This is a genomic window from Rhizobium leguminosarum (assembly GCF_001679785.1).
In the GTDB taxonomy this organism is placed as follows: Bacteria; Pseudomonadota; Alphaproteobacteria; order Rhizobiales; family Rhizobiaceae; genus Rhizobium; species Rhizobium leguminosarum_R.
Genome location: NZ_CP016290.1, coordinates 148,323 through 167,400, shown reverse-complemented (window position 1 = coordinate 167,400; position 19,078 = coordinate 148,323). Strand labels below are relative to the sequence as shown.

Genomic DNA, 19,078 nt, shown 5'->3' with positions numbered 1-19,078 from the left:
CCGATTTTGACACCTATCCATCTGACATCACCGGTCGAGGAGATATAGGCGGTTCTTATCATTAGCCCCGCCAAGATGGCGGGGCTGCAGGTTTAGCCGACAGTTCTTAGAACTTTACGCCAATCCCGAACTTGAGTTCGTTCTGATCGAGATCGACATCAACTCCGAGAACGTCCTTCTTGCCAAAGTCATTGTAGCGATATTCGCCACGGGCGAAGATGTTGTTGGTGATGGCAAAGTCAACGCCAGCTCCTACGGTGTAGCCGTTGAAGGTCTCCGTTTCCTTGTCAAAGCCAGGTACATCGACGAAACCGCGCGTCGCAGTCCAGCCGGCTGCGCCATAAATCAGCGCTTTATCGAAGGCATAGCCGACACGACCACGAACAGCGCCGGCCCAATCCGTCCCGATGTCTGCGCCGAGCGCGTCCTCTTCATTCCAGTTGTATTCCAGGTTGCCCTCGATACCGACGACAATGTTATCGAACTGGAAATTGTACCCTGCGAATCCGCCGAAGATGCCGCCGTTGAAATCTTCCGAAGCGCTGGCACCACCGGCGCTGAAGTCACCGTTAAGCCATGCGGCGCCACCATCGATCCCGAAGTAGGGACCGGACCAAGTAAAAGTAGGAGCGACCGCAGCGTCCTGGACGACATCGGCGGCAAGGGCGGTGGTTGCGACAAGTGCGAGTAGCGTTGTGGCGATAGTCAACTTCATTTCTGTACCCCATTGCATAACAATACAACCGAAGGATATATCACCAGCTCAACAAAAAGCTGTAGCAACTAGGGCACACTCGCGAGATTGTACGGGTAGTACAAGTTGCGCGCGGCGGAGGGCCGGCGGCCTTCGGCCCTGCATTCCATCGGGTACTGTCACATTGATTGAGCTGTAAGGAAATTGAGATAGCAGCGCACCCATGACCGTGAGTGCACCGACCGACAAGAACCACCGCTATCCGATCGAAATCGTAGCCCGTGCTGTCTGGCTCTACTTTCGCTTTCATCTGAGCCTGCGCGATGTCGAGGAAATGCTGCTCGATCGCGGGATCGTCGTTTCCTGCGAGACCATCCGCCGATGGTGCCGAAAGCATGGCCTTGATTATGCGCGCCGCATACGCCGCAAGGCGCCGATGAAAGGCGATGGCGATGTCACGTTGTCTGCGGCTTAACGATTGTGGGATAACGGGTTGGGATGAACAGTCCGACCGTAAGCTACAAGAACCACCGCTTTCCACCGCAGATCATCGCCCGTGCGGTCTGGCTGTATTTTCGGTTCCCTTTGAGCCTAAGGATGGTCGAGGAGATGCTGTTGGAGCGCGGTATCGTCGTCTCCCATGAGACGATCCGGAGATGGGGTCGCAAATTCGGAACGGCTTATGCCAAGCAGTTGTGCAGAAAGAGGCCTTCGCGAAAGGATATCTGGCCTCTGGATGAGGTGGTGATTTCCATCGGCGGCCGCAAACATTGGCTCTGGCGTGCCGTTGACCAGGACGGTTACGTTCTCGACGAGATCGTTCAAGCCCGCCGCGATACCCAAGCCGCCAGGCGATTGCTGGTCAGGCTGCTGAAGAAGCAAGGCCTGACGCCGAAGCGGATCGTCACCGACAAATTGCGCTCATATGGTGCTGCAAGACGGGAGGTGATGCCCGCCGTCGAACATCGATCGCACAAGGGCCTGAACAATCGGGCCGAGAATTCTCACGTGCCGCTTCGAAAACGGGAGCGGATGATGCAGGGATTTCGATCGGTCGGCGGCTTGCAACGGTTCATATCGATCTTTTCGGCACTCCGAAATCTCTTCGTCCCCCCGCACCCGAAAAACTCAGCCCTCGCCATCCACATCCATCGGATCCGCGCAATGGCGCAGTGGAAAGCCGTGACCGGCGCAACCGCCTGACGTCTCAGACAAGCGCCCTGTTCCGACCTTGATCAAACAACGTGACATCGCCCGTTGACCACGCGACGCTGAACAGATGGGTCGTGAAATATTCGCCCCTGATTGCCTGCCAGGCCCAGCGGCGCAAATCCGCAACCGGCAGCTCCTGGCGGATGGGCGAGACCTCTATCCAGGTCAAAGGCAAGTGGACCTATTTCTATCGGGCTGTCGACAAATTCGGCAAAACCCTTGATTTCATGCTGTCTGAGCACCGCGATGAGGCCGCGGCCAGCGCTTTCTTCGCCCGCACGATTAAGACCAATGGCTGGCCCGAAAAGGTCGTGATCGACAAGAGCGGCGCGAACCTGGCAGGATTGCAAAACATCAACTGGCTGCTGCTGTTGTTGTATGGATGGTTCTGGCTGATCGAGATCCTGCAGGTCAAATACCTCAACAACACGATTGAGCAGGACCACCGGTTTATCAAGAAGCTGACCCGCCCCATGAAGGGCTTCAAATCCTTTCAGTCTGCGTCAGCAACACTGGATGGTATCGAGGTGGCTCACATGATCCGCAAGCGCCAATTTTCAACCAGTGGCCAATCGGCATTTCAGCAATTCGCCGCACTCGCTGCATAACTGTGTCCAGCGATGGCCGCTTCTGCGGCCTTTTAAAAAGTTTGCGACAAAACCGTGCAATCGTCCTACGACGCTTTTCGTGCAATCTTCGCCTCTCTCTCCGGAGGGGGCGCATTGACGAGCTCGGATACGAACGTCGTCAGCGGTACGATGTTTTCGAGTTGGCTCGCCTGTTCCAGGGCGTCCATGTACTCGTCCCCGCGCGCGACCGGTATGACGGTCCAGGGGACTCCGCACTCTGCCAGCAGAGCATTCATGATGAAGCGTGCCGTTCGGCCGTTTCCGTCGGGGAACGGATGGATGTAGGTGAACAGGAACGGAGCGACGACGGCTTTCGCGCGCGGATCGGGTTCCTCTTCGATGGATTCGAACAACGCGTCCATTGCATCGGCAATGGCATGCGGTGGCAGGGGGACATGCGAAGAGCCGCGCAGGTAGACGTTGTGCGAACGATAGCCGGCGAGTTGATGCGCCTTGATGATACCCGCGGTGACCGAAGGACTGAACATCGCGCGAAACCAGTCTTGATGCCTTTCTTCAAGCAGTTTGCCGGTCGGCGCGCCATCAAGGATTTTCTTGATATCGTCGCGCACTTCCTCGAAAGCCAGTCGATATCCCTTGGCGGCCAATGCGTTTTTGGTCTCGTAGTCCTGTGCGTCCTCGTCCGGCTTCCACGCTCCGTCCTGGACCCTCTGAATGAGATCTTCGGACACTTCATATCCCTCGATCGAAAGCGAGTTCAGCGCGTCCGCCACATAGCGCTCGTCGATCTGGGCGATGTATCCGTCGCGGTCATTGATGCGCAGTTGCTCGAATCCAATGTTGTCGAGCGCATCTTTCCTCATCCTCGCCCAGAGGTTCTTGATGCGCGTGGCGGAGGGAGCCTGAGCACGCCGCACATCGAGTTTGACCAGCTCGGTCGCAGGATCGAAGGGGTTCTCTTCGTGGGGATTGTAACCGGCCGCGTCCAGGGCTTTCATGATCGTGTCGGCGTCGCGCTCCCTGCCTAGATGGCGCAGAGCTCCCGCGACACGGCCACCCACATGGCTGCGTCCGCCATCAAGAAGATATTGCAGCAGCGAGCTGGTTCCACGGATCGAGCCGATAACGGCAATGACGTCGGTTGCTGATGTTTTCCAGGACTCCGGCGACAGGTTGCAGACCGCCTCTTCCATCGGCATCAATCGCAACCGCTCTTTCGTCTCCGCCGGTTCATTGTCTTTCGAACGCAGCAAATAGAGCGATGTGTCGCTTGGCAGTTTCACGAGCTGGTTGTTCGCCTTTGGGCTTCTGACGATGGCCTGCGGCGGAATGGAGTGATTTTCTGACCAGAGAGCAACCGATGCTTCCGCGGAGAGGCGCCATTCATTGGGGAAGCGGTCATCCAGATATCGGGCTACAAATTCCCAGTACACGGTACTCCACGCGGCATCGATTCTATTCTTGGCGGAAGGCCTCGAATTGACTGCCAGCCAGCCTTTCATGATCTCTTCGAGAAAGCCGTTGTCCTGCAAGCGCTCTCTATGGACGCGGCTGAGCTCGTCCGACTTCACGACCGACCTGGTGCCATTCTGGGTGACACCCCTCAGCTCCGAGAGCGATGTTGCGAGCAGTTCGTTGGGTTTCGCCATGCCGTCCTCCTGTGATCGCTCCACCTTTATGCACATCGGTAGCACAAAACCTGTCGATGGCTGCTGGATGGCGATGCACTAATTTACCGCATAAGGATTACACTACTTTTCTGCGTATTACTCACACTAATTTTGTGTATTTGAATCGCACTAGTTTTCGGTATGTCATTCACACTAATTTCCCACATCCGAATCACACTAAAATTGCGTATCTGGTTCGCACTAGTTTTTGTATATTGGTGGGTCGGGGCCGATACCGTGCGGCGCTCACAAGCCAGTTCACCGCGGGGGAAACCGCTCTCACTTTTGCCCACCAATGCGTGAGAGGTCGATCCTGATACCAGCTGACTGGGCATCACGGCTTTCCTCGGCATCTGGCGATACGGCAGGCTCGTCTCGAGCCTCATTGGCCACGGGTGTTCTCTCAACGGGCGCAACTCTATCCATTTTCATCGCGCCGTCCGGATCAGGCGCCAGAAAAACCTGGACGCCCTCAAATTCGCCGGTCTTCCACGAATAGACAGCATCCTCGAATATTTGCGGCAGAACATCCTTTGCTGTCGGATTGCCGTACCACTTCGCGACGATACGCATGACCTTGGCGAACAGCTTCGTTCCCATGCGCAGGTTCTCGCAGGCGTCAACGAGATCAGGCTTCAGTTCCGAAGCGTCCTTCACGCCGGTGCCGACCGGGATCTGTGTCAGCCCGGCGCGAACGACCGCCTGGCCGACATTCTGGCGGATGATCTCCATCGCCTCGTCCGCGGTCGTCGGCTTCGGCACCAGGATCAGCCGGCCGCCCGACTTGACAGAAATTGCTAGCGGATCCGGAGAACCGGCCTCTTCCACAAACTGCTCGACGATACCCGAGGTGAGGGAAGGATCAGTACACTTCGAAATGAGGGCGGCGTCGAGCATCTTGAGGCTCCGAACTTACGTATTAAAGGAAAGGATAAGCGGTTTGGAAAACAGCCGCGCCCAGGCGCTGGCGCTGGCCCGCTGGATCGCGACGATGTTGGTGTCGGCCGTCCACCAGCCGTTGCCAACGGCAACGATCATCTCGGGGTCGGAGAGCATGGATTGCAGGACCGGCCAGACGATGAGCTGCTCGTAGCAGATCAACGGGGTAAGTCTGACCGGTCCGATCCCGACAACGGGATTGGCGAAGAAATAGGCACTGGCGCCGCCGCTCTGCCCGAGCCAGGACCGCCACGGCTGCCACATCGAGCCAGGCATACGCTCACGGTAGAGGATATGGCCGCCGTCCCGGTCGATCGCGATGAGGACATTGTCATATCCGTCACCGCCGATAACTGTCGCGCCGGCGACAACCGCCACTTCACTTTCAAAGAGGTTTTGCCTCCAAAGTTGCTCGACGGTCGGCGTTCGATGTCTCTCAAGTTGCGCCACTCCTCGACCAGATTGGCGGTCCGATCGTACAGTTCACAGCCGACGGTGCCTATGATGGAAAACCTACATACGACGCAGTCATCGATCATAGCGCGGCGGCGGCTATCGTCATTCCGCCTCGCGCCAACGCGGTCGAGCCAAGCGACGATAGACCTCCCGGCGAACGGAACCGGCATATCGCCGCAATCAACAGTGACGGCCCGATGAAATGCGGGCCAGGTCGCTGCCTGGTCAGCAGACCGAAGTGGCCATCGGCTGCGCCGTCCTCAACCGCATGCTTGCTTGCGCACGCCCGAAAGCCGTCCGCCGCAAGGCAGCCACGCCATTCGGCTGACCACCCGCGATGTCCGCCTCCACGCCGTCGATAAAGACAGGGCCTCAGGCAGCGTTCGAAATCCAGTTCGAAAGGGCCGTCTTCGACTTTACGCCAACCGAGATATCGGCAACTTCGCCGCCCTTGAAGATCGCAAGCGTCGGAATGGAGAGCACGCCGAACTGTGCAGCGAGTTCCGGGTTCTCATCGATATTCAGCTTGGCCACCTTGACCTTGCCTTCCATCTCGACGGCGATTTCCTCGAGGCTCGGAGCAATCATCTTGCACGGGCCGCACCATTCAGCCCAGAAATCGACGACGACGGGTTCTGCGGACTCCAGAACTTCGGACTGGAAATTATTGATATCAACTTTCACGGTAGCCATGGGCTGCTCCTTTAACGGAATTGGGTGTTGAACCACATGTGATGGTGCGGTGCGGGATTTTCAGTTACCGACCCGACGCTATTTTGGACATAGGGGGCGTTGCCCCTGTGATGCCGGAGTTTGCCGAGACAAGGCGGTCGGATCCCTTGACCATGCGCGGATTCTCAAAATGTGCCATAATTGCCACCTGACGGGTTTGTATATGCAAGACGTTTTTCGTCCGTCGCGACGTATAGACTCGTTATTCATGACAGTCAACGGTCAATAAGCTGCCGCGCTGGTACTGTCACATTGATTGAGCGGTAAGGGAAATTGAGGTAGCAGCGCACCCATGAGCGTGAGTGCACCGACCTACAAGAACCACCGCTATCCGATCGAAATCGTAGCCCGTGCTGTCTGGCTCTACTTTCGCTTTAATCTGAGCCTGCGCGATGTCGAGGAAATGCTGCTCGATTTCGGGATCGTCGTTTCCTACGAGACCATCCGCCGATGGTGCCGAAAGCATGGCCTTGATTATGCGCGCCGCATACGCCGCAAGCTCTCCCTTTGCCAAGCCAGTTAAAAGCTCGCGGAAGCCCTCGATCGCGGCTTCATCACATTTAAGGTTCAGGGTCAAAGCCGTATCGGCCGGCGCAATCAGCACTTGGAGCTGAACCACGACGTCACCCGTATCAACACCATCATCGATCCGATGCCACGTGATGGCATATTCGGTCTCCTGCGCCAGCAGCGCCCAGGACGTCGCGTGCGTTCCCGCATATCGTCGCAACGGACCGTCGTGGTAATTGAAAGCACCTTGACGCACTTGCCCAAACACGTCTGGTGGCAATATGAACGGATTGGCAACGGAGAAAATCCAATCTACCGGTTCGGCCTGCAAAAAAGACGAGAGCTCTTCAACGCTCCCTACACACGGGATCTTGGCGCGAGTCGCCCACTCTGCGAATATGACGTCGCCGGACAGGGCCGCACCAATGACGTGGCCCATCTCAATTGCCAGCTGAGCGCAGCGGATAGCGAGCGTACCACTTCCAACAACGACACTGGAGGAGATCGATCGCGCTGCAGGATCCCTGCCCTGATCGCATGGTTGGCAGGCACTCCCGCGCGTCGGAGAAGTCCGATATGTCATACTTGCATCCTGATGGTTTTATATCGCTATGGCATTGTTATTCCGTCAGGACGGAATCGTGTCGTTTTTGGATCGTCAACAGCCAATAAGGGGCAAGCACAGTCCTCCAAAACGTACGCGGCTTTTATCAACCAAAGACAGCGAATTCCTTGTAAGATGGTATCTTCCATGCGATTCTTCGGCCGGTTCCGAAGGAGATAATTATGTCTGAAATGATGCTGGCGATGCTTTCCAATATTCGGACGGTTGAAGACATGGTCGCCGCGTTCCGGGACGAGGAGCGTTGCCGTCGCTTGCTGGAAAGCATGGTATGGCCGAATGGCAGGGTCTGCCCCGCCTGTGGTTACAAGCGCTCGACCGCGATAGCTGGCCGCGACATGGGCAAGCGCCGCGCGCGGCCGGGTCTTTACCAATGCTCTAGCGGTGATTGCCGCTTCCAGTTCACCGTGACAACACATACGCCCCTGCACGCTACAAAGCTTCCGTTGCGCACCTGGCTCAAGGCGATGTGGCTGTTGCTGCAGTCGGATAAAGGCTTATCCTCGGTCCGTCTTGCCGAGACGCTTGGCGTTAGCCAACCGACGGCCTGGCGGATTGGTCATGCGTTGCGCCTCATGGTAGCGCGCGAGCACATGCTCGACGGCACGGTGGAAGTCGACCATTTCTATCTTGGTGGCAGAGCGAGAAAGCATCCCGATGATCCACCGCCGGGAAGAGGCCGCAAGGGACGGGAAGGGGCCGCAAGGGACAGGTAAAGACGGAGAAGACGCCGGTCATGGCGATCGTGCAACGACCGATAGATATCACTCCGGGGTCAAGTGCTGGCGATGCCCGTGCGGCTGTCGTCACCGGCCTTTCGTTGCGTGCTGCCGTTCGAGCAGTTGCAACACAAGTTGAACTTCGAGCGCATTTGATGAGTGACGAAGCAAAGGCATTCGTTGCCATACGTGGAGCCCTATGTCAAACGGCAGAAGAATGACGCAGCGGACGCGGAAGCGATCTGCGAAGCGGTTCGACGTCCGACGATGCGGTTTGTGTCGGTCAAGAGCGAGGAGCAGCAAGGAGTGCTGATGCTGCACCGCGCCCGAGAGCTGCTTGTTCGTCAAAGAACGATGCTGATCAATGCGTTGCGCGCTCACCTGGCAGAGCTTGGGATCGCGACCCGGCTTGGGCCGATGGGCGTAAAGGATGCAGTGGCACTGATCGAACACGCCGATCACCACTTGATCCCGGAGATTGTGCGACGTGCTTTGTCTCCCCTGTGCGATCAACTGCGCCATGTTCACACGAAGATCGAAGAGATGGACCGGCAGATACTCGAATGGCACCGCTCGAGTGCGATTAGCCAACGCCTGGCGACAATTCCGGGTATCGGGTCGGTTACGGCCAGTGCGATTGCAGCGACGATCACGGATGTCTCAAGCTTTCATTCCGGGCGGCAATTGGCGGCATGGATCGGTCTTGTTCCCCGGCATAGTTCTTCCGGCGGCAAGGAGCGTCTTGGCAGGATCACGAGGCAAGGCGATCCCTACATTCGCCGCCTGCTGGTGATTGGGGCAACTGCGGTGTTGCGCTTCAGTCGCAAGTCGAAAGCTGCCTCGACACAATGGGCGACGGAATTGCTGGAGCGAAAACCAGGCAAAGTGGCGGCTGTCGCACTGGCTCACCACGACCTAATTCGGTCGAAGCGTTTTGGTCGCAATCAGCATGACGAGCTCTTCGGAGGCATCTGCGAGCGCCAGTGCCAATTCCGCAGCCGACCATCCACGTTTCTGCAAACTGACGAGCATTTCCACCATCGCGACTTCGACTTCTCTTCTGCAGCTCGAAATGGGCTTCAATTCGATATATTTCTCATCACATGCCGTGGTCATCTTAGCCTCCGCTCTGCCATATGAAAGGCAGCGTCATCAATTTCGACAATGGGTGGATATGGTAGGGGTTGCATGCAAGCCTCGAGCCATTACGCATCGACACAGAGGGCCTCGGCTGCGCGCAACCCCTCGCGCGCCATTATTTGCCGATGTCCGGCATCAGGAGCGTCTCGCATGAATCTGCACAATAGGCGGTGGAATTCTTCCCGGCGCCTGAGCGCGTGCACGCAGAATGATTCCTATTGCAAGCCAACGCTTGCGCAAAGCACGCACGAATGTTCCTCCGATAGATCACGACCTATCCTCCTATGTTTGCATGTTTTGTTTTGAATAAGTGTCGTTTTACGTTGCCGGCGCCTCGAAACTACATTGCACCGGCAGGTGCGTATTTTGGAATTTCCGAACTTCCTTCGGAATTAACCACTGCTCATTTAGATATATGAATGGGACGCAATTGTCGTTATCGCCGCATCCTGAAAATTATCGGTCCGTCCATTTCTGCTCGCCAGGGAATATGATAGGTAGCTTATGCACGTAAAGCTTTAGCCAACTCGGCTTTTGTCGGATGGCAGTGCGGTTCAGCCGCGAAAACGATTGTTTGCTTCAGTTTCAGCAGCCCGGATCGGCTATGTGCTGGAGGAATTGGATGGTTACGGAGTCTGGAGGGCCCCGTAACGTTAACCGGGCATCGATCAAAATGTGGGATCTGGCCGCATGCCCAGATTTTCCCGTGATCCTCTTTATCGTCGCCACCGATTTCCGTCGCAGGTGATTGCCCACGCGGTTTGGCTCTATTTCCGGTTTCCGCTCAGCCTGCGGATGGTCGAGGATATGCTGGCAGCTCGTGGAGTCATCGTCTCTCACCAGACCGTGCGGCAGGGCGGAGAAGTTCGGCAGGCATTTCGCCAATAATATCCGGAAGCGATCGGCCGGCAAGCTCGGCGACCAAGGCATCTCGATGAAGGTGTGCCAGACATCGCCTTTCGTCGGCGCCTTGCGGCGTATGCGGCGCGCATAATCAAGGCCATGCTTTCGGCACCATCGGCGGATGGTCTCGCAGGAAACGACGATCCCGCGATCGAGCAGCATTTCCTCGACATCGCGCAGGCTCAGATGAAAGCGAAAGTAGAGCCAGACAGCACGGGCTACGATTTCGATCGGATAGCGGTGGTTCTTGTCGGTCGGTGCACTCACGGTCATGGGTGCGCTGCTATCTCAATTTCCTTACAGCTCAATCAATGTGACAGTACCCGATGGAATGCAGGGCAGATCCCCCGACGTGGTGGCGGATCTCTTGGCCATACGTCAGGTCAAGCACTCAACCGGCGCGATCCAGGGGTTGATGTATACCATCGGCGTTCCGGATCCCAGGAATCCAAGGACAAAGGCAGCAATTGGGTAGATCAAAACAACCATCGCCGCAATGCCAGACCATCGCATCTTCACACCGGATGCCGATGTTCTCGGCCGCGGCGCAATGCTCTCGGGCATCTTATGCCGAATTCAGAGTTATCAGCAGGACGCACGCTTAAGAGCGCTTCACGACTGCGTCGTTTTCCTCCAGGCGCCAAAGCTCGGCTGAGCGGTTCTTACCGCTAATGTGAGCAATGACAGCGGCGCTGATGGGGTTCGATATTGCCGTGCCTGACGTCTCCACCCTGTCTCGCCGGAGCAAAGGGCTGGCGTTGCCGTCGACAAAGTCCCGAGCCACAACATCAGGTCCGGTCCATCTGGTTGTCGACAGCACCGGCTTGAAGGTCTTCGGCGAGGGCGAGTGGCTGGAAAACAAGCACAAAACCAAGGCCAAACGCAAAAGATGGCGCAAACTGCACCTTGGTCTCAATCTTGTCAGTGGTGAGATTGTTTGTCCGATCTGACGTGGATGATGTCGGCGATCCGACAGCGTTACCAGGACTTCTGGACCAGATCGGTGGCCCCGTCGAGAAGTTCATTGCCGACGGCGCCTATGATGGAACGCCAAGCCGAGATCTTCTGGCGACACGCTTTGGTGAGATCGTGGAGGTCATTATCCCACCTCCCAAGACGGCCGTTGCCAGCCCTCAATCGGTGCCGGTTCCATCTGTCCGCGATCGCCATATTGCAGAAATCCAGACCAAAGGGCGGATGGCATGGCAGAAATCCACCGGCTACAACAAGCGCAGTCGCGCTGAGACCCAGATGGGTCGATGGAAGGCTGTGACCGGGCCCAAACTCAAAGCCCGACATTTTGACAATCAGAAGACTGAAGCGAAGATTGGCGTCCGTGTTCTTAACAGGATGACAGAATTTGGCCGGCCCAAGTTCGAGCGCGTTGCATGAAAAATGCAGTGGATAGGGTTGCCTCGTCCAAAGTCTGATCCATGCAACAGTGCACCGTCACACCACCTAGCGAACATCCGGAACAGATCACCAGAGATGTCGATCTACGGCAGCAGAACGTGTTAGCGGCAATCGACAGACTTGCACTCGCCGGCAAACCTCCTATTTTCCTCCGGCGTATCGCAAACGATACGATGCAATTCCGCCAGAGAGGTCTGACGGCATAATTTGGAGAGCTCGCGATGGCGACTGGTACAGTAAAATGGTTCAATTCAACAAAAGGCTTCGGCTTTATCCAGCCGGACGACGGTAGCCCGGATGTGTTCGTTCACGTTTCCGCGGTTGAACGGGCCGGCATCCGCGGTTTGAACGACGGCCAGAAGATTACCTATGAGCTGGTCAAGGACCGTAAGTCCGGCAAGATGTCGGCGGACAATCTCCAGGCCTAATTTGCTCCACGGAAAAACAATATTGAGAGCGACCGGTTTCGATCGGCCTTTCTCAGCTTCGGCGGCGCGCGGAAAGCTCGCGCTCTCGCGGCGCTGCTAGGGCACTGAAAGTGCTGCGATGCAACATAGGGAATGTTGACATTGGTGCAATGCAACATTACCCTCCTGATATCGACGCGGTTCACCTCCTCCCGAGCCGCGACGATCAGACGGGCAGCGCTCCTCCTCCCAGCTGTCGGTCACAATCAAGAGCCCGGTGCACCTCCTCCCGCACCGGGTTTTTTCGTTTGAGTACGTCCGTCTCCCGTGCTCCAGGCGATGTAATCGACCTCCCGGCCTTCGCGGCGGCGCCTATTCGGATCTTCCAAAGGAGACACGAATTGTTAACTCCAATCGGCTGATAAGATCTGCGCGCGACTTGTAATGCGTTCGTGCGCCTTGATTCTCACTGCTCGGCCGGGAGAAGAACCCCGCGTTCGGCGTCGGGCCTAGCTTCACGACAGCCCACTGTGCGGATATCAGCTTCAGAATTACTATCTCCAATCGATGATGAGGCGAGGCACCTCATAAAGATTGGAAGCGGCGCCAACACAAAGCTTAAGAATCTCTTCCGTGCGCACCGTAGAGTTAACCGACGGCTGATGAAGATGTGGGTACATGGGCAATGTCAGAAGTTGCTCGTGGCGAAACGTTGCAGCGAACCCGGCGAGCGAAATCGCTGCATGATCCGCTCCCGTTTCCGCAGAGGAAGATGCGAGTTTTCGGCGCGGTTGTTCAGCCCCTTGTGTGATCGATGCTCGACGGTGGGCATCACATGCCGCCGTGCTGCGCCATAAGAGCGAAGCTTGTCGGTGACGATCCGCTTCGGCAGACATCCCTGCTTCTTCATCAACCGCGTTAGCAGACGCTTGGCAGCCTTGGTGTTGCGGCGGGTCTGGACGATCTCGTCGAGAACGTAGCCGTCCTGATTGACGGCGCGCCAGAGCCAGTGTTTGCGTCCGCCGATCGTCACGACCACCTCGTCCAGATGCCACACATCATCTGGGCTTGGCGCCTTCCGCCGCAAGCGGCGCGCATAATCCGGGCCGAACTTCCTCGCCCAACACCGGATCGTCTCATAGGAAACCACGATGCCGCGCTCCAGCAGCATTTCTTCGACCCGTCGCAGGCTCAGCGGAAATCGGGTGTAGAGCCAGACCGCATGGGCGATCAAAGAGGGCGGAAAGCGATGCCGTTTGTAGCTGACAGGATTCAGGTTCATGGCGCCGAGCTAATAGCGAACGCCTTCAAGGAAAGTTAATCTGACATCACCACCCACGGCGCTGACGTTATCGAATTCAACGGACGGATGCTCGACTCGCCGCACTTGAAATCAGTCACATACATTCGCGCCATCTCTGATGTTGCCCGATCAGCGGCGATGTATACGGATACAGCCGCTTCTAAGCGCGTTCTAAGACAATTGGTTCATTTTTCTGCTACTCGCTTGACGCAATGTATACATTATGGTCTTTTTCTCAAAAGAGGAGGATGGTTCATGGAGAGGTCGACTTTTCCGCTCAACGCCTGGTACGCCGCTGCCCATGACGTCGAAGTCAGGCGCGTCCTGCTCGCGCGGCGCATCTGCAACAAGCCGATCGTCCTGTATCGCAAGGAGGATGGCACTGCGGCGGCATTAGCGGATGCATGTTGGCACCGTCTGGTGCCGCTGTCGCTCGGCCGGCTCGAGGGCGACAAGGTGATCTGCGGCTATCACGGCCTGGAATTCGACGATACGGGCCGCTGTGTATACATGCCGTCGCAGCACACCATCAATCCGTCGGCCTGCGTGAAATCCTACCCGATCGCGGAGAAGCACCGCTTCATCTGGATCTGGCCGGGCGATCCGGCGCTTGCCGACCCTGCGCTCATTCCCGACCTTCACTGGAACGACGATCCCGATTGGGTAGCCGACGGAAAGCTGATCGAAGTGAATTGCGACTACAGGCTGGTCGTGGACAATCTCATGGATCTGACCCACGAGACCTTCGTGCATGGCACCTCGATCGGTGACAGGGCGGTCGCGGAAGCGCCGTTTGTTGCTACCCACAACGAAAAATTTGCCGTGGTGACGCGATGGATGGAAAGGATCGATCCGCCGCCCTTCTGGAAGAAGCAATATGGAAAACCGGGCAAGGTCGATCGCTGGCAGATCATTCGCTTCGAAGCGCCCTGCACCATAGCCATCGACGTCGGGGTCGCGGCGGCGGGCACAGGGGCGCCGCAAGGTGATCGCTCCCGGGGCGTCAACGGCTATGTGCTCAATACGATAACGCCCGCGACGGACCGGACCTGTCTTTATTTCTGGGCGTTCGCCCGTAACTACGACATTCGTAATCAGGCGCGCACCCATGAATTGCGAGAAGGAGTCGCCGGCGTGTTCAGCGAGGACGAAGCCGTGCTCGAAGCCCAGCAAAGGGCTATCGAGACCAATTCCGACCACGTCTTCTACAATCTCAACATCGATGCGGGCTCGATGTGGGCGCGCAAGCTGATCGACCGGATGATTGACGCGGAGTCTCAGCCCACGCGCGCGGCCGCGGAGTAGATCATGGCCGATGCTATCGATACTGGCCCTCGGCAGCAAACGCTCAAGGCGTTGCAAGGGTTGCGGGACATAGTGCTGAAGGGCGAGGTCGAGGCGGGCGAGCGCCTCTCGGAGGTGGCGCTTTCGACGCGGCTCGACGTTTCGCGCACCCCGCTTCGAACGGCGCTGCAGCGGCTCGAACAGGAAGGGCTTGTCGAGGCGATCGCATCCGGCGGCTTTGCGGTTCGCCGCTTCAGCCGGAACGACGTAATCGACGCAATCGAGTTGCGTGGCGTTCTCGAAGGCACCGCAGCCCGTCTTGCGGCGGAACGTGGCGCGCCATCCGCGGGACTTCGCCAACTCGCGGGTGTCGTGGCGGCACTCGATGCAGTGGTCGCGCCGGGCCCGGAAAACCTGGATTTTGGCCGCTATGAGGAATTGAACGGCGATTTTCATGCGACGCTCGCCGCGCTGAGCGGCAGCGATATCATCAGGCGGGAGATCGCACGTGTCACCGGGCTGCCTTTCGCGAGCCCCAATGCCTTCGTCAACGATCAGGTCGACATTCCCGCCTTTCGCCAGTCATTGCTGCTCGGCCAGGTTCAGCACAAGGCCATCCTGTCGGCGATCGAGGGACGCGAAGGCGCGCGCGCCGAGGCGCTTGCGCGGGAACACGCGCGGCTGGCCCGCCAGAATCTCGATATTGTGCTGTTCGACACATCCCAATTGCGCCACCGGGTCGCGGCACTCGCTCTGATGGCCGGTTGACTGCATCTTCGGGTTCGGCCCGATCAATGGAGGAATACATGCGTTCGAGGCAGGAATGGCGGCAGGCCCGCGTCATCGACATCGCCCATCCGACCGAGGACGTGCGCGCCGTGACCTTCGCGGTGAATGGGCCGCTGTCGGCTTTCGATCCGGGCTCGCACACCAATATCCGCGTCATGATCCACGATGCGCCGGCAATACGGACCTACACGGTCCTGCCCAGCGCGCCGGGCACGCTGAAGATTGCCGTGAAACTGCACCCCAACAGCCGGGGAGGCTCGGCATGGGTGTGGTCGTTGAACCCCGGCGACGTGACGGAGATGACCACGCCGGAGAACCGTTTTGAGTTGTCCTGGCGAGCCTCCCACTATCTGCTGATCGCCGGCGGGATCGGCGTCACGCCGATCTTCGGCATGGCACCCGCGCTCATCAGCGGCGGCCAGAGCGTGCGGATGATCTATGGCGGCAGGAGCCAGGCGCAGCTGGCGTTCCGTGATGAGCTGGAAACATTGCTCGGTGGCGATCTGGAACTGTTTGTCGAGGAAGAAGGGCGCAGTTTCGATCTCGATGCGGAATTTTCCCGCCTGCCCTTGGACGCCGAAAGCTATGTTTGCGGCCCGATCGGCCTGTTGAATGCGTCGAAGGCTGCATGGCAGCGGGCGGGGCGGCCGATGAGCAGGCTCCGCTTCGAGGTATTCGGAGACAGCGGCCACTATGGCGAAAGCGCGTTCTGGGTGGAAATCCCGGCCCTGCGAAAGACCGTCGAGGTGCGCCCAGACCAGAGTATGCTCGAGGCGCTTCTGCAATCCGGCGTCGACATGGTCTATGACTGCCAGCGCGGCGAATGTGGCCTCTGCGCCGTCGGCGTCCTTGATCATGAGGCGACGATTGACCATCGCGACGTGTTCTTCTCTCCAACCGAGCGGGCACAAAATGTCAGAATGTGCGCTTGCGTTTCGAGGGCGCCGGGCGGCACGATCTCGATCGATACTGGATATCAAAGCGCACCACTTTGATTGAGCTTAAATTGGGTTCTGTCGCAGGCTTTTCGGACCGTTTGCGGCCTGATTGATCATGGCATCAATCAACGTTGAAGATCGCAGGCGGTTGATTTCCCCGATCACGATCGATTTCAAGGGTACTCGCCGTCCGAAAGACGTGATTTCATATGCTATGTCTTTCTACGTCAGACGGGCGGTCCCTTCTTGCAGATTTGTTTTTTGCATATCTGCGGGAGGGTGCGGCAAACTTCAATCCGGGCTCAGTTGGCGGAAAACAATGAGGATCCGGAGGCAACCCAAGACGTGCGGACGCAGTCGCGGCCGCTCAATAGCAGGCCCACGTAGTTTTCCGCCAGCACCGTCTCGGCCGCACGAGAATGGGTGAGGTAGTCGAGTTCGGCTTCCTGAATGCGTAGCGGCAAACAAGGTGAGATTCGTATTGCCTCACCCAAGAGTGTTCCCGGAGAATAATGCCGTTGCCTCACTCGGATGTTCTCGAATGCCTCACGGGTTGTTACGATCTTGTCCCCGCACCTGGTGCAAGGTGACGGAGGTAGCGAAGCCGCTCGCGAGCGCGCCCTCAATAGCGCTGTAGCGAGCGGGCGGCTTCGCGGGCGTTCATCATGTTTTCCGCGGGTTGTCGAAGGCCAACCTGGCGGTAAGAGCCTCACTGCACGACCTCTACGTTTTGCGTCTGCCGCGCGGCATCGGCGAATGGCCCGAACACCAGCGCATTGGCCTGTGTACTGCGCCAGATCTTCATTCGACGCTGCACGGTCCGAATGAGGCCGTCGGGATACACGCCGGGGTATTTGACCTGCAAGCGTTCAAGCAACTCTCGCGAAGTTCGCCAAGGCTCCGCCTCGAACCAATCCTCGAGTTCGGCAGTGACGGCGAGTAGAGGATCGGGCCTCCGCCGCTCTCGCTTGGCCGCTGGCTTGGAGCGGGCAGTCGGTTTCACTTCACCACCACGCCAAGCAATCCGTAAGCCAGACAGAAAGTCTTCGAGCGGTAATGCCTCGCCGTCGGTGGCAGGCGGACCATCAGGCTTGTCAGCAATTTCGACCAATCTCTCTTGTGCCAGCCGTATGTCGCGGAGCAGCCGAACCGGATCGAGCGTCAGGTACATCGCCTTGAGCCGAAGGCATGTATCCTCCGGCGTGCGTGCGTCGTCAAGCAGCCGCTGATAAGGCGTGGCGGGACGATGATAGCGCTTGATCACCTTGGCTCCGTCACGGTGCTTTTCTTTCAGCTTGAATGATGGCTGAAAGAAATTCACGAACAACCGCATTGAGGAATAAAGCTTGGCCAGCTCCCGGGTGGCTCGCAGCCCCTCGAAGCGTCGGTATCCAACGATCTTGCGCACGATCGCGCCATTCTTCTGCTCGACAAATGCCTGGTCGTTCTTTCGGTAGGGGCGGCAACGGGTGAGTTCGATATTATCTCGCAAGCAATACTCATGAACGCTCTCGTTCATGAACACACTGTCGTTGTCGGTGTCGAAGCCCAGCAGCGGGAACGGCAGCAACTTGCGCAGTTCGGTCAACGCAGTGATCAGTACCGTTTGCTCGCGAACCAGCAGCGGCGCGCATTCCGTCCAGCCCGTGGCTATATCGGTCAACACCAGCGTTTGCGAGAAGGCACCTCTCGCGTACGGGCCGGAATGAGAAACGAGATCAGCCTCGACAAAGCCGGGTGCGGGGTCATCCCAATCCGAGAACGTTCGAACGGGAACACTACGCCGAATCGCCGTTGATCCTTTCCGGCGCCGCGGACCCGTGGCGCTCGCTTTAATCTCCTTGAGGACTCGATCAATCGTCGCTGGGCTCATCGTCAAGAGTTGCCGGCGCGTCTCGCTATTCATATCGCCATGTCCATGACGTTCCATCGCTTCGATCAGTGTTGGCAACAGGGGGTGTAGTCGCTTGCCGCAAATTCGATCCGACGCCTCCCAAACAACGACGAGCGCCGCCCGCACGTCATCGCCGTAAACCCGGCGCCCTGGCCGAGGACCACCCTTCGCCGGTTCGCGTTCTCCTCGCAGCAGTCGCATCGCATGCTTGCGATGAAAGCCCGTGAGCGCCACGAACTCGTCCAACATCCTCGCCTTCTCGGCCCGCCCGCCTAACACATAGCGACAACTGATCGCCGCCACCAATTCCACACGTGTCGCCATGCTTACCTTCCTCATCAAAGCTCCCGAGGTTGATTCGTCGGGAGCAATTTAGATGAGGCAATAACCCATTCTCAGGGAGCAGTTCAGGCGAGGCAATGCGAGCCGGTAAGTTTGTTGGCGCGGCAGCTTATTAACTGTTGACGAGTCTGGATAACGATCATATAGCGTCATGACGGTTTAAACGCCAAATGCATATACAAACACGTCATGAGGCAATTATGGCACATTTTGAGAATCCGCGCATGGTCAAGGGGTCCGACCTCCTTGCTCGGCGATTGAGAACGAGGGGGTCGAGGACATCTTCGGCGTCTCCGGCGAGTAAACCCTCAACGTCGTCGCTCCTGCTCCATCTGCATCAAGTGGGCGTCGTCCTGTCACGACGGGGACATCGGCGCTCTCCCAAAAGAAGGATACTGTCGGCCCGCACCCGCAGAAGCCATTTCAGAAGACGAGATCACCAGCGTTTATTGTCCAACAGATGGAACACGCGCCGCGTTGTGAAATCGAAGCAACTCGACTTGATCCTTAACACGCTCATT

10 protein-coding genes and 13 pseudogenes are annotated in these 19,078 nt (G+C 57.8%); 13 read left to right on the top strand and 10 right to left on the bottom strand.

The window, feature by feature from the left end; genetic code table 11:
* Nucleotides 1-106 precede the first annotated feature (106 nt).
* Nucleotides 107-715 (bottom strand): outer membrane protein, encoded by a 609-nt coding sequence (locus tag BA011_RS35300; RefSeq protein WP_028744370.1) that lies wholly within the window; start codon nucleotides 713-715, stop codon nucleotides 107-109.
* 202 nt (nucleotides 716-917) lie between these two features.
* On the opposite strand from BA011_RS35300, the pseudogene BA011_RS35295 reads away from it, so the two are divergent.
* The 3 pseudogenes from BA011_RS35295 to BA011_RS35285 form a co-directional block, all read left to right on the top strand.
* Nucleotides 918-1,142, top strand: a pseudogene (locus tag BA011_RS35295) (IS6 family transposase); the annotation flags it as partial.
* Nucleotides 1,143-1,146: 4 nt separating this feature from the next.
* A pseudogene (locus BA011_RS35290) lies at nucleotides 1,147-1,897 on the top strand (IS6 family transposase).
* A 53-nt stretch (nucleotides 1,898-1,950) separates the two neighbouring features.
* A pseudogene (locus BA011_RS35285) lies at nucleotides 1,951-2,514 on the top strand (IS6 family transposase); the annotation flags it as partial.
* Nucleotides 2,515-2,579: 65 nt separating this feature from the next.
* Here the strand turns inward: BA011_RS35285 and BA011_RS35280 are convergent.
* The 3 genes and pseudogenes from BA011_RS35280 to BA011_RS35270 form a co-directional block, all read right to left on the bottom strand.
* On the bottom strand, nucleotides 2,580-4,145 hold the full coding sequence (locus BA011_RS35280) for a Fic family protein (protein WP_065284260.1): 1,566 nt from the start codon (nucleotides 4,143-4,145) through the stop codon (nucleotides 2,580-2,582).
* A gap of 300 nt (nucleotides 4,146-4,445) precedes the next feature.
* Complete coding sequence (locus BA011_RS35275; RefSeq protein ID WP_065284259.1) at nucleotides 4,446-5,063, bottom strand: TraH family protein; 618 nt, start codon at nucleotides 5,061-5,063, stop codon at nucleotides 4,446-4,448.
* 15 nt (nucleotides 5,064-5,078) lie between these two features.
* Nucleotides 5,079-5,531 (bottom strand): annotated as a pseudogene (locus BA011_RS35270) (nitrilase-related carbon-nitrogen hydrolase); the annotation flags it as partial.
* Here BA011_RS35270 and BA011_RS35265 point away from each other — a divergent pair.
* A pseudogene (locus BA011_RS35265) lies at nucleotides 5,504-5,889 on the top strand (IS5/IS1182 family transposase); the annotation flags it as partial. The pseudogenes BA011_RS35270 and BA011_RS35265 sit on opposite strands and share 28 nt — an antisense overlap.
* Before the next feature lie 44 nt (nucleotides 5,890-5,933).
* Here BA011_RS35265 and trxA read toward each other — a convergent pair.
* Nucleotides 5,934-6,254, bottom strand: a complete 321-nt coding sequence (gene trxA, locus BA011_RS35260) for a thioredoxin (protein WP_062945460.1) — start codon at nucleotides 6,252-6,254, stop codon at nucleotides 5,934-5,936.
* A 331-nt stretch (nucleotides 6,255-6,585) separates the two neighbouring features.
* Between trxA and BA011_RS44625 the strand changes: the two are divergent.
* A pseudogene (locus tag BA011_RS44625) lies at nucleotides 6,586-6,792 on the top strand (IS6 family transposase); the annotation flags it as partial.
* A 45-nt stretch (nucleotides 6,793-6,837) separates the two neighbouring features.
* Here the strand turns inward: BA011_RS44625 and BA011_RS45655 are convergent.
* Nucleotides 6,838-7,242, bottom strand: a pseudogene (locus BA011_RS45655) (formyltransferase family protein); the annotation flags it as partial.
* 347 nt (nucleotides 7,243-7,589) lie between these two features.
* Between BA011_RS45655 and BA011_RS35250 the strand changes: the two are divergent.
* Nucleotides 7,590-8,332, top strand: a pseudogene (locus tag BA011_RS35250) (IS1595 family transposase); the annotation flags it as partial.
* Nucleotides 8,331-9,053 (top strand): annotated as a pseudogene (locus tag BA011_RS35245) (IS110 family transposase); the annotation flags it as partial. The pseudogenes BA011_RS35250 and BA011_RS35245, both read left to right, overlap by 2 nt.
* Nucleotides 9,054-9,059: 6 nt before the next feature.
* On the opposite strand, the gene BA011_RS46400 reads toward BA011_RS35245, so the two are convergent.
* Nucleotides 9,060-9,260: a hypothetical protein gene (locus BA011_RS46400; protein WP_151343769.1), complete on the bottom strand. Its 201-nt coding sequence runs from the start codon at nucleotides 9,258-9,260 to the stop codon at nucleotides 9,060-9,062.
* Nucleotides 9,261-9,974: 714 nt separating this feature from the next.
* Between BA011_RS46400 and BA011_RS46685 the strand changes: the two are divergent.
* Nucleotides 9,975-10,241 (top strand): annotated as a pseudogene (locus BA011_RS46685) (IS6 family transposase); the annotation flags it as partial.
* Here BA011_RS46685 and BA011_RS45645 read toward each other — a convergent pair.
* Nucleotides 10,227-10,460 (bottom strand): annotated as a pseudogene (locus tag BA011_RS45645) (IS6 family transposase); the annotation flags it as partial. The pseudogenes BA011_RS46685 and BA011_RS45645 overlap by 15 nt on opposite strands.
* Before the next feature lie 413 nt (nucleotides 10,461-10,873).
* On the opposite strand from BA011_RS45645, the pseudogene BA011_RS43270 reads away from it, so the two are divergent.
* Together BA011_RS43270 and BA011_RS35225 are read left to right on the top strand one after the other, a co-directional pair.
* Nucleotides 10,874-11,579, top strand: a pseudogene (locus BA011_RS43270) (IS5 family transposase); the annotation flags it as partial.
* 242 nt (nucleotides 11,580-11,821) lie between these two features.
* Complete coding sequence (locus BA011_RS35225) at nucleotides 11,822-12,028, top strand: cold-shock protein (RefSeq protein WP_063474879.1); 207 nt, start codon at nucleotides 11,822-11,824, stop codon at nucleotides 12,026-12,028.
* Between the two features lie 685 nt (nucleotides 12,029-12,713).
* Here the strand turns inward: BA011_RS35225 and BA011_RS35220 are convergent.
* Nucleotides 12,714-13,289, bottom strand: a pseudogene (locus BA011_RS35220) (IS6 family transposase); the annotation flags it as partial.
* A gap of 276 nt (nucleotides 13,290-13,565) precedes the next feature.
* On the opposite strand from BA011_RS35220, the gene BA011_RS35215 reads away from it, so the two are divergent.
* The 3 genes from BA011_RS35215 to BA011_RS35205 are packed head-to-tail and all read left to right on the top strand — an operon-like array spanning nucleotide 13,566 to nucleotide 16,378.
* Nucleotides 13,566-14,615, top strand: a complete 1,050-nt coding sequence (locus tag BA011_RS35215) for an aromatic ring-hydroxylating dioxygenase subunit alpha (RefSeq protein WP_065284254.1) — start codon at nucleotides 13,566-13,568, stop codon at nucleotides 14,613-14,615.
* Between the two features lie 3 nt (nucleotides 14,616-14,618).
* A complete protein-coding gene (locus tag BA011_RS35210; protein WP_065284253.1) occupies nucleotides 14,619-15,362 on the top strand; it encodes a GntR family transcriptional regulator in 744 nt (247 codons plus the stop codon).
* A 38-nt stretch (nucleotides 15,363-15,400) separates the two neighbouring features.
* Nucleotides 15,401-16,378, top strand: coding sequence for a PDR/VanB family oxidoreductase (locus BA011_RS35205; protein WP_064245951.1), 978 nt, complete (start codon nucleotides 15,401-15,403; stop codon nucleotides 16,376-16,378).
* 652 nt (nucleotides 16,379-17,030) lie between these two features.
* On the opposite strand, the gene BA011_RS35200 is transcribed toward BA011_RS35205, so the two are convergent.
* The gene (locus BA011_RS35200; RefSeq protein WP_065279116.1) at nucleotides 17,031-18,554 is read right to left on the bottom strand and encodes an ISNCY family transposase; all 1,524 of its coding nucleotides are present in this window, start codon (nucleotides 18,552-18,554) and stop codon (nucleotides 17,031-17,033) included.
* Nucleotides 18,555-19,078 lie beyond the last annotated feature (524 nt).

Excerpts from the sequence above, each read along its gene's own strand:
- BA011_RS35300 (WP_028744370.1), bottom strand. The coding sequence starts at position 715 with ATGAAGTTGACTATCGCCACAACGCTACTCGCACTTGTCGCAACCACC.
- BA011_RS35280 (WP_065284260.1), bottom strand. The coding sequence starts at position 4,145 with ATGGCGAAACCCAACGAACTGCTCGCAACATCGCTCTCGGAGCTGAGG.
- BA011_RS35275 (WP_065284259.1), bottom strand. The coding sequence starts at position 5,063 with ATGCTCGACGCCGCCCTCATTTCGAAGTGTACTGATCCTTCCCTCACC.
- trxA (WP_062945460.1), bottom strand. The coding sequence starts at position 6,254 with ATGGCTACCGTGAAAGTTGATATCAATAATTTCCAGTCCGAAGTTCTG.
- BA011_RS46400 (WP_151343769.1), bottom strand. The coding sequence starts at position 9,260 with ATGACCACGGCATGTGATGAGAAATATATCGAATTGAAGCCCATTTCG.
- BA011_RS35225 (WP_063474879.1), top strand. The coding sequence starts at position 11,822 with ATGGCGACTGGTACAGTAAAATGGTTCAATTCAACAAAAGGCTTCGGC.
- BA011_RS35215 (WP_065284254.1), top strand. The coding sequence starts at position 13,566 with ATGGAGAGGTCGACTTTTCCGCTCAACGCCTGGTACGCCGCTGCCCAT.
- BA011_RS35210 (WP_065284253.1), top strand. The coding sequence starts at position 14,619 with ATGGCCGATGCTATCGATACTGGCCCTCGGCAGCAAACGCTCAAGGCG.
- BA011_RS35205 (WP_064245951.1), top strand. The coding sequence starts at position 15,401 with ATGCGTTCGAGGCAGGAATGGCGGCAGGCCCGCGTCATCGACATCGCC.
- BA011_RS35200 (WP_065279116.1), bottom strand. The coding sequence starts at position 18,554 with ATGAGGAAGGTAAGCATGGCGACACGTGTGGAATTGGTGGCGGCGATC.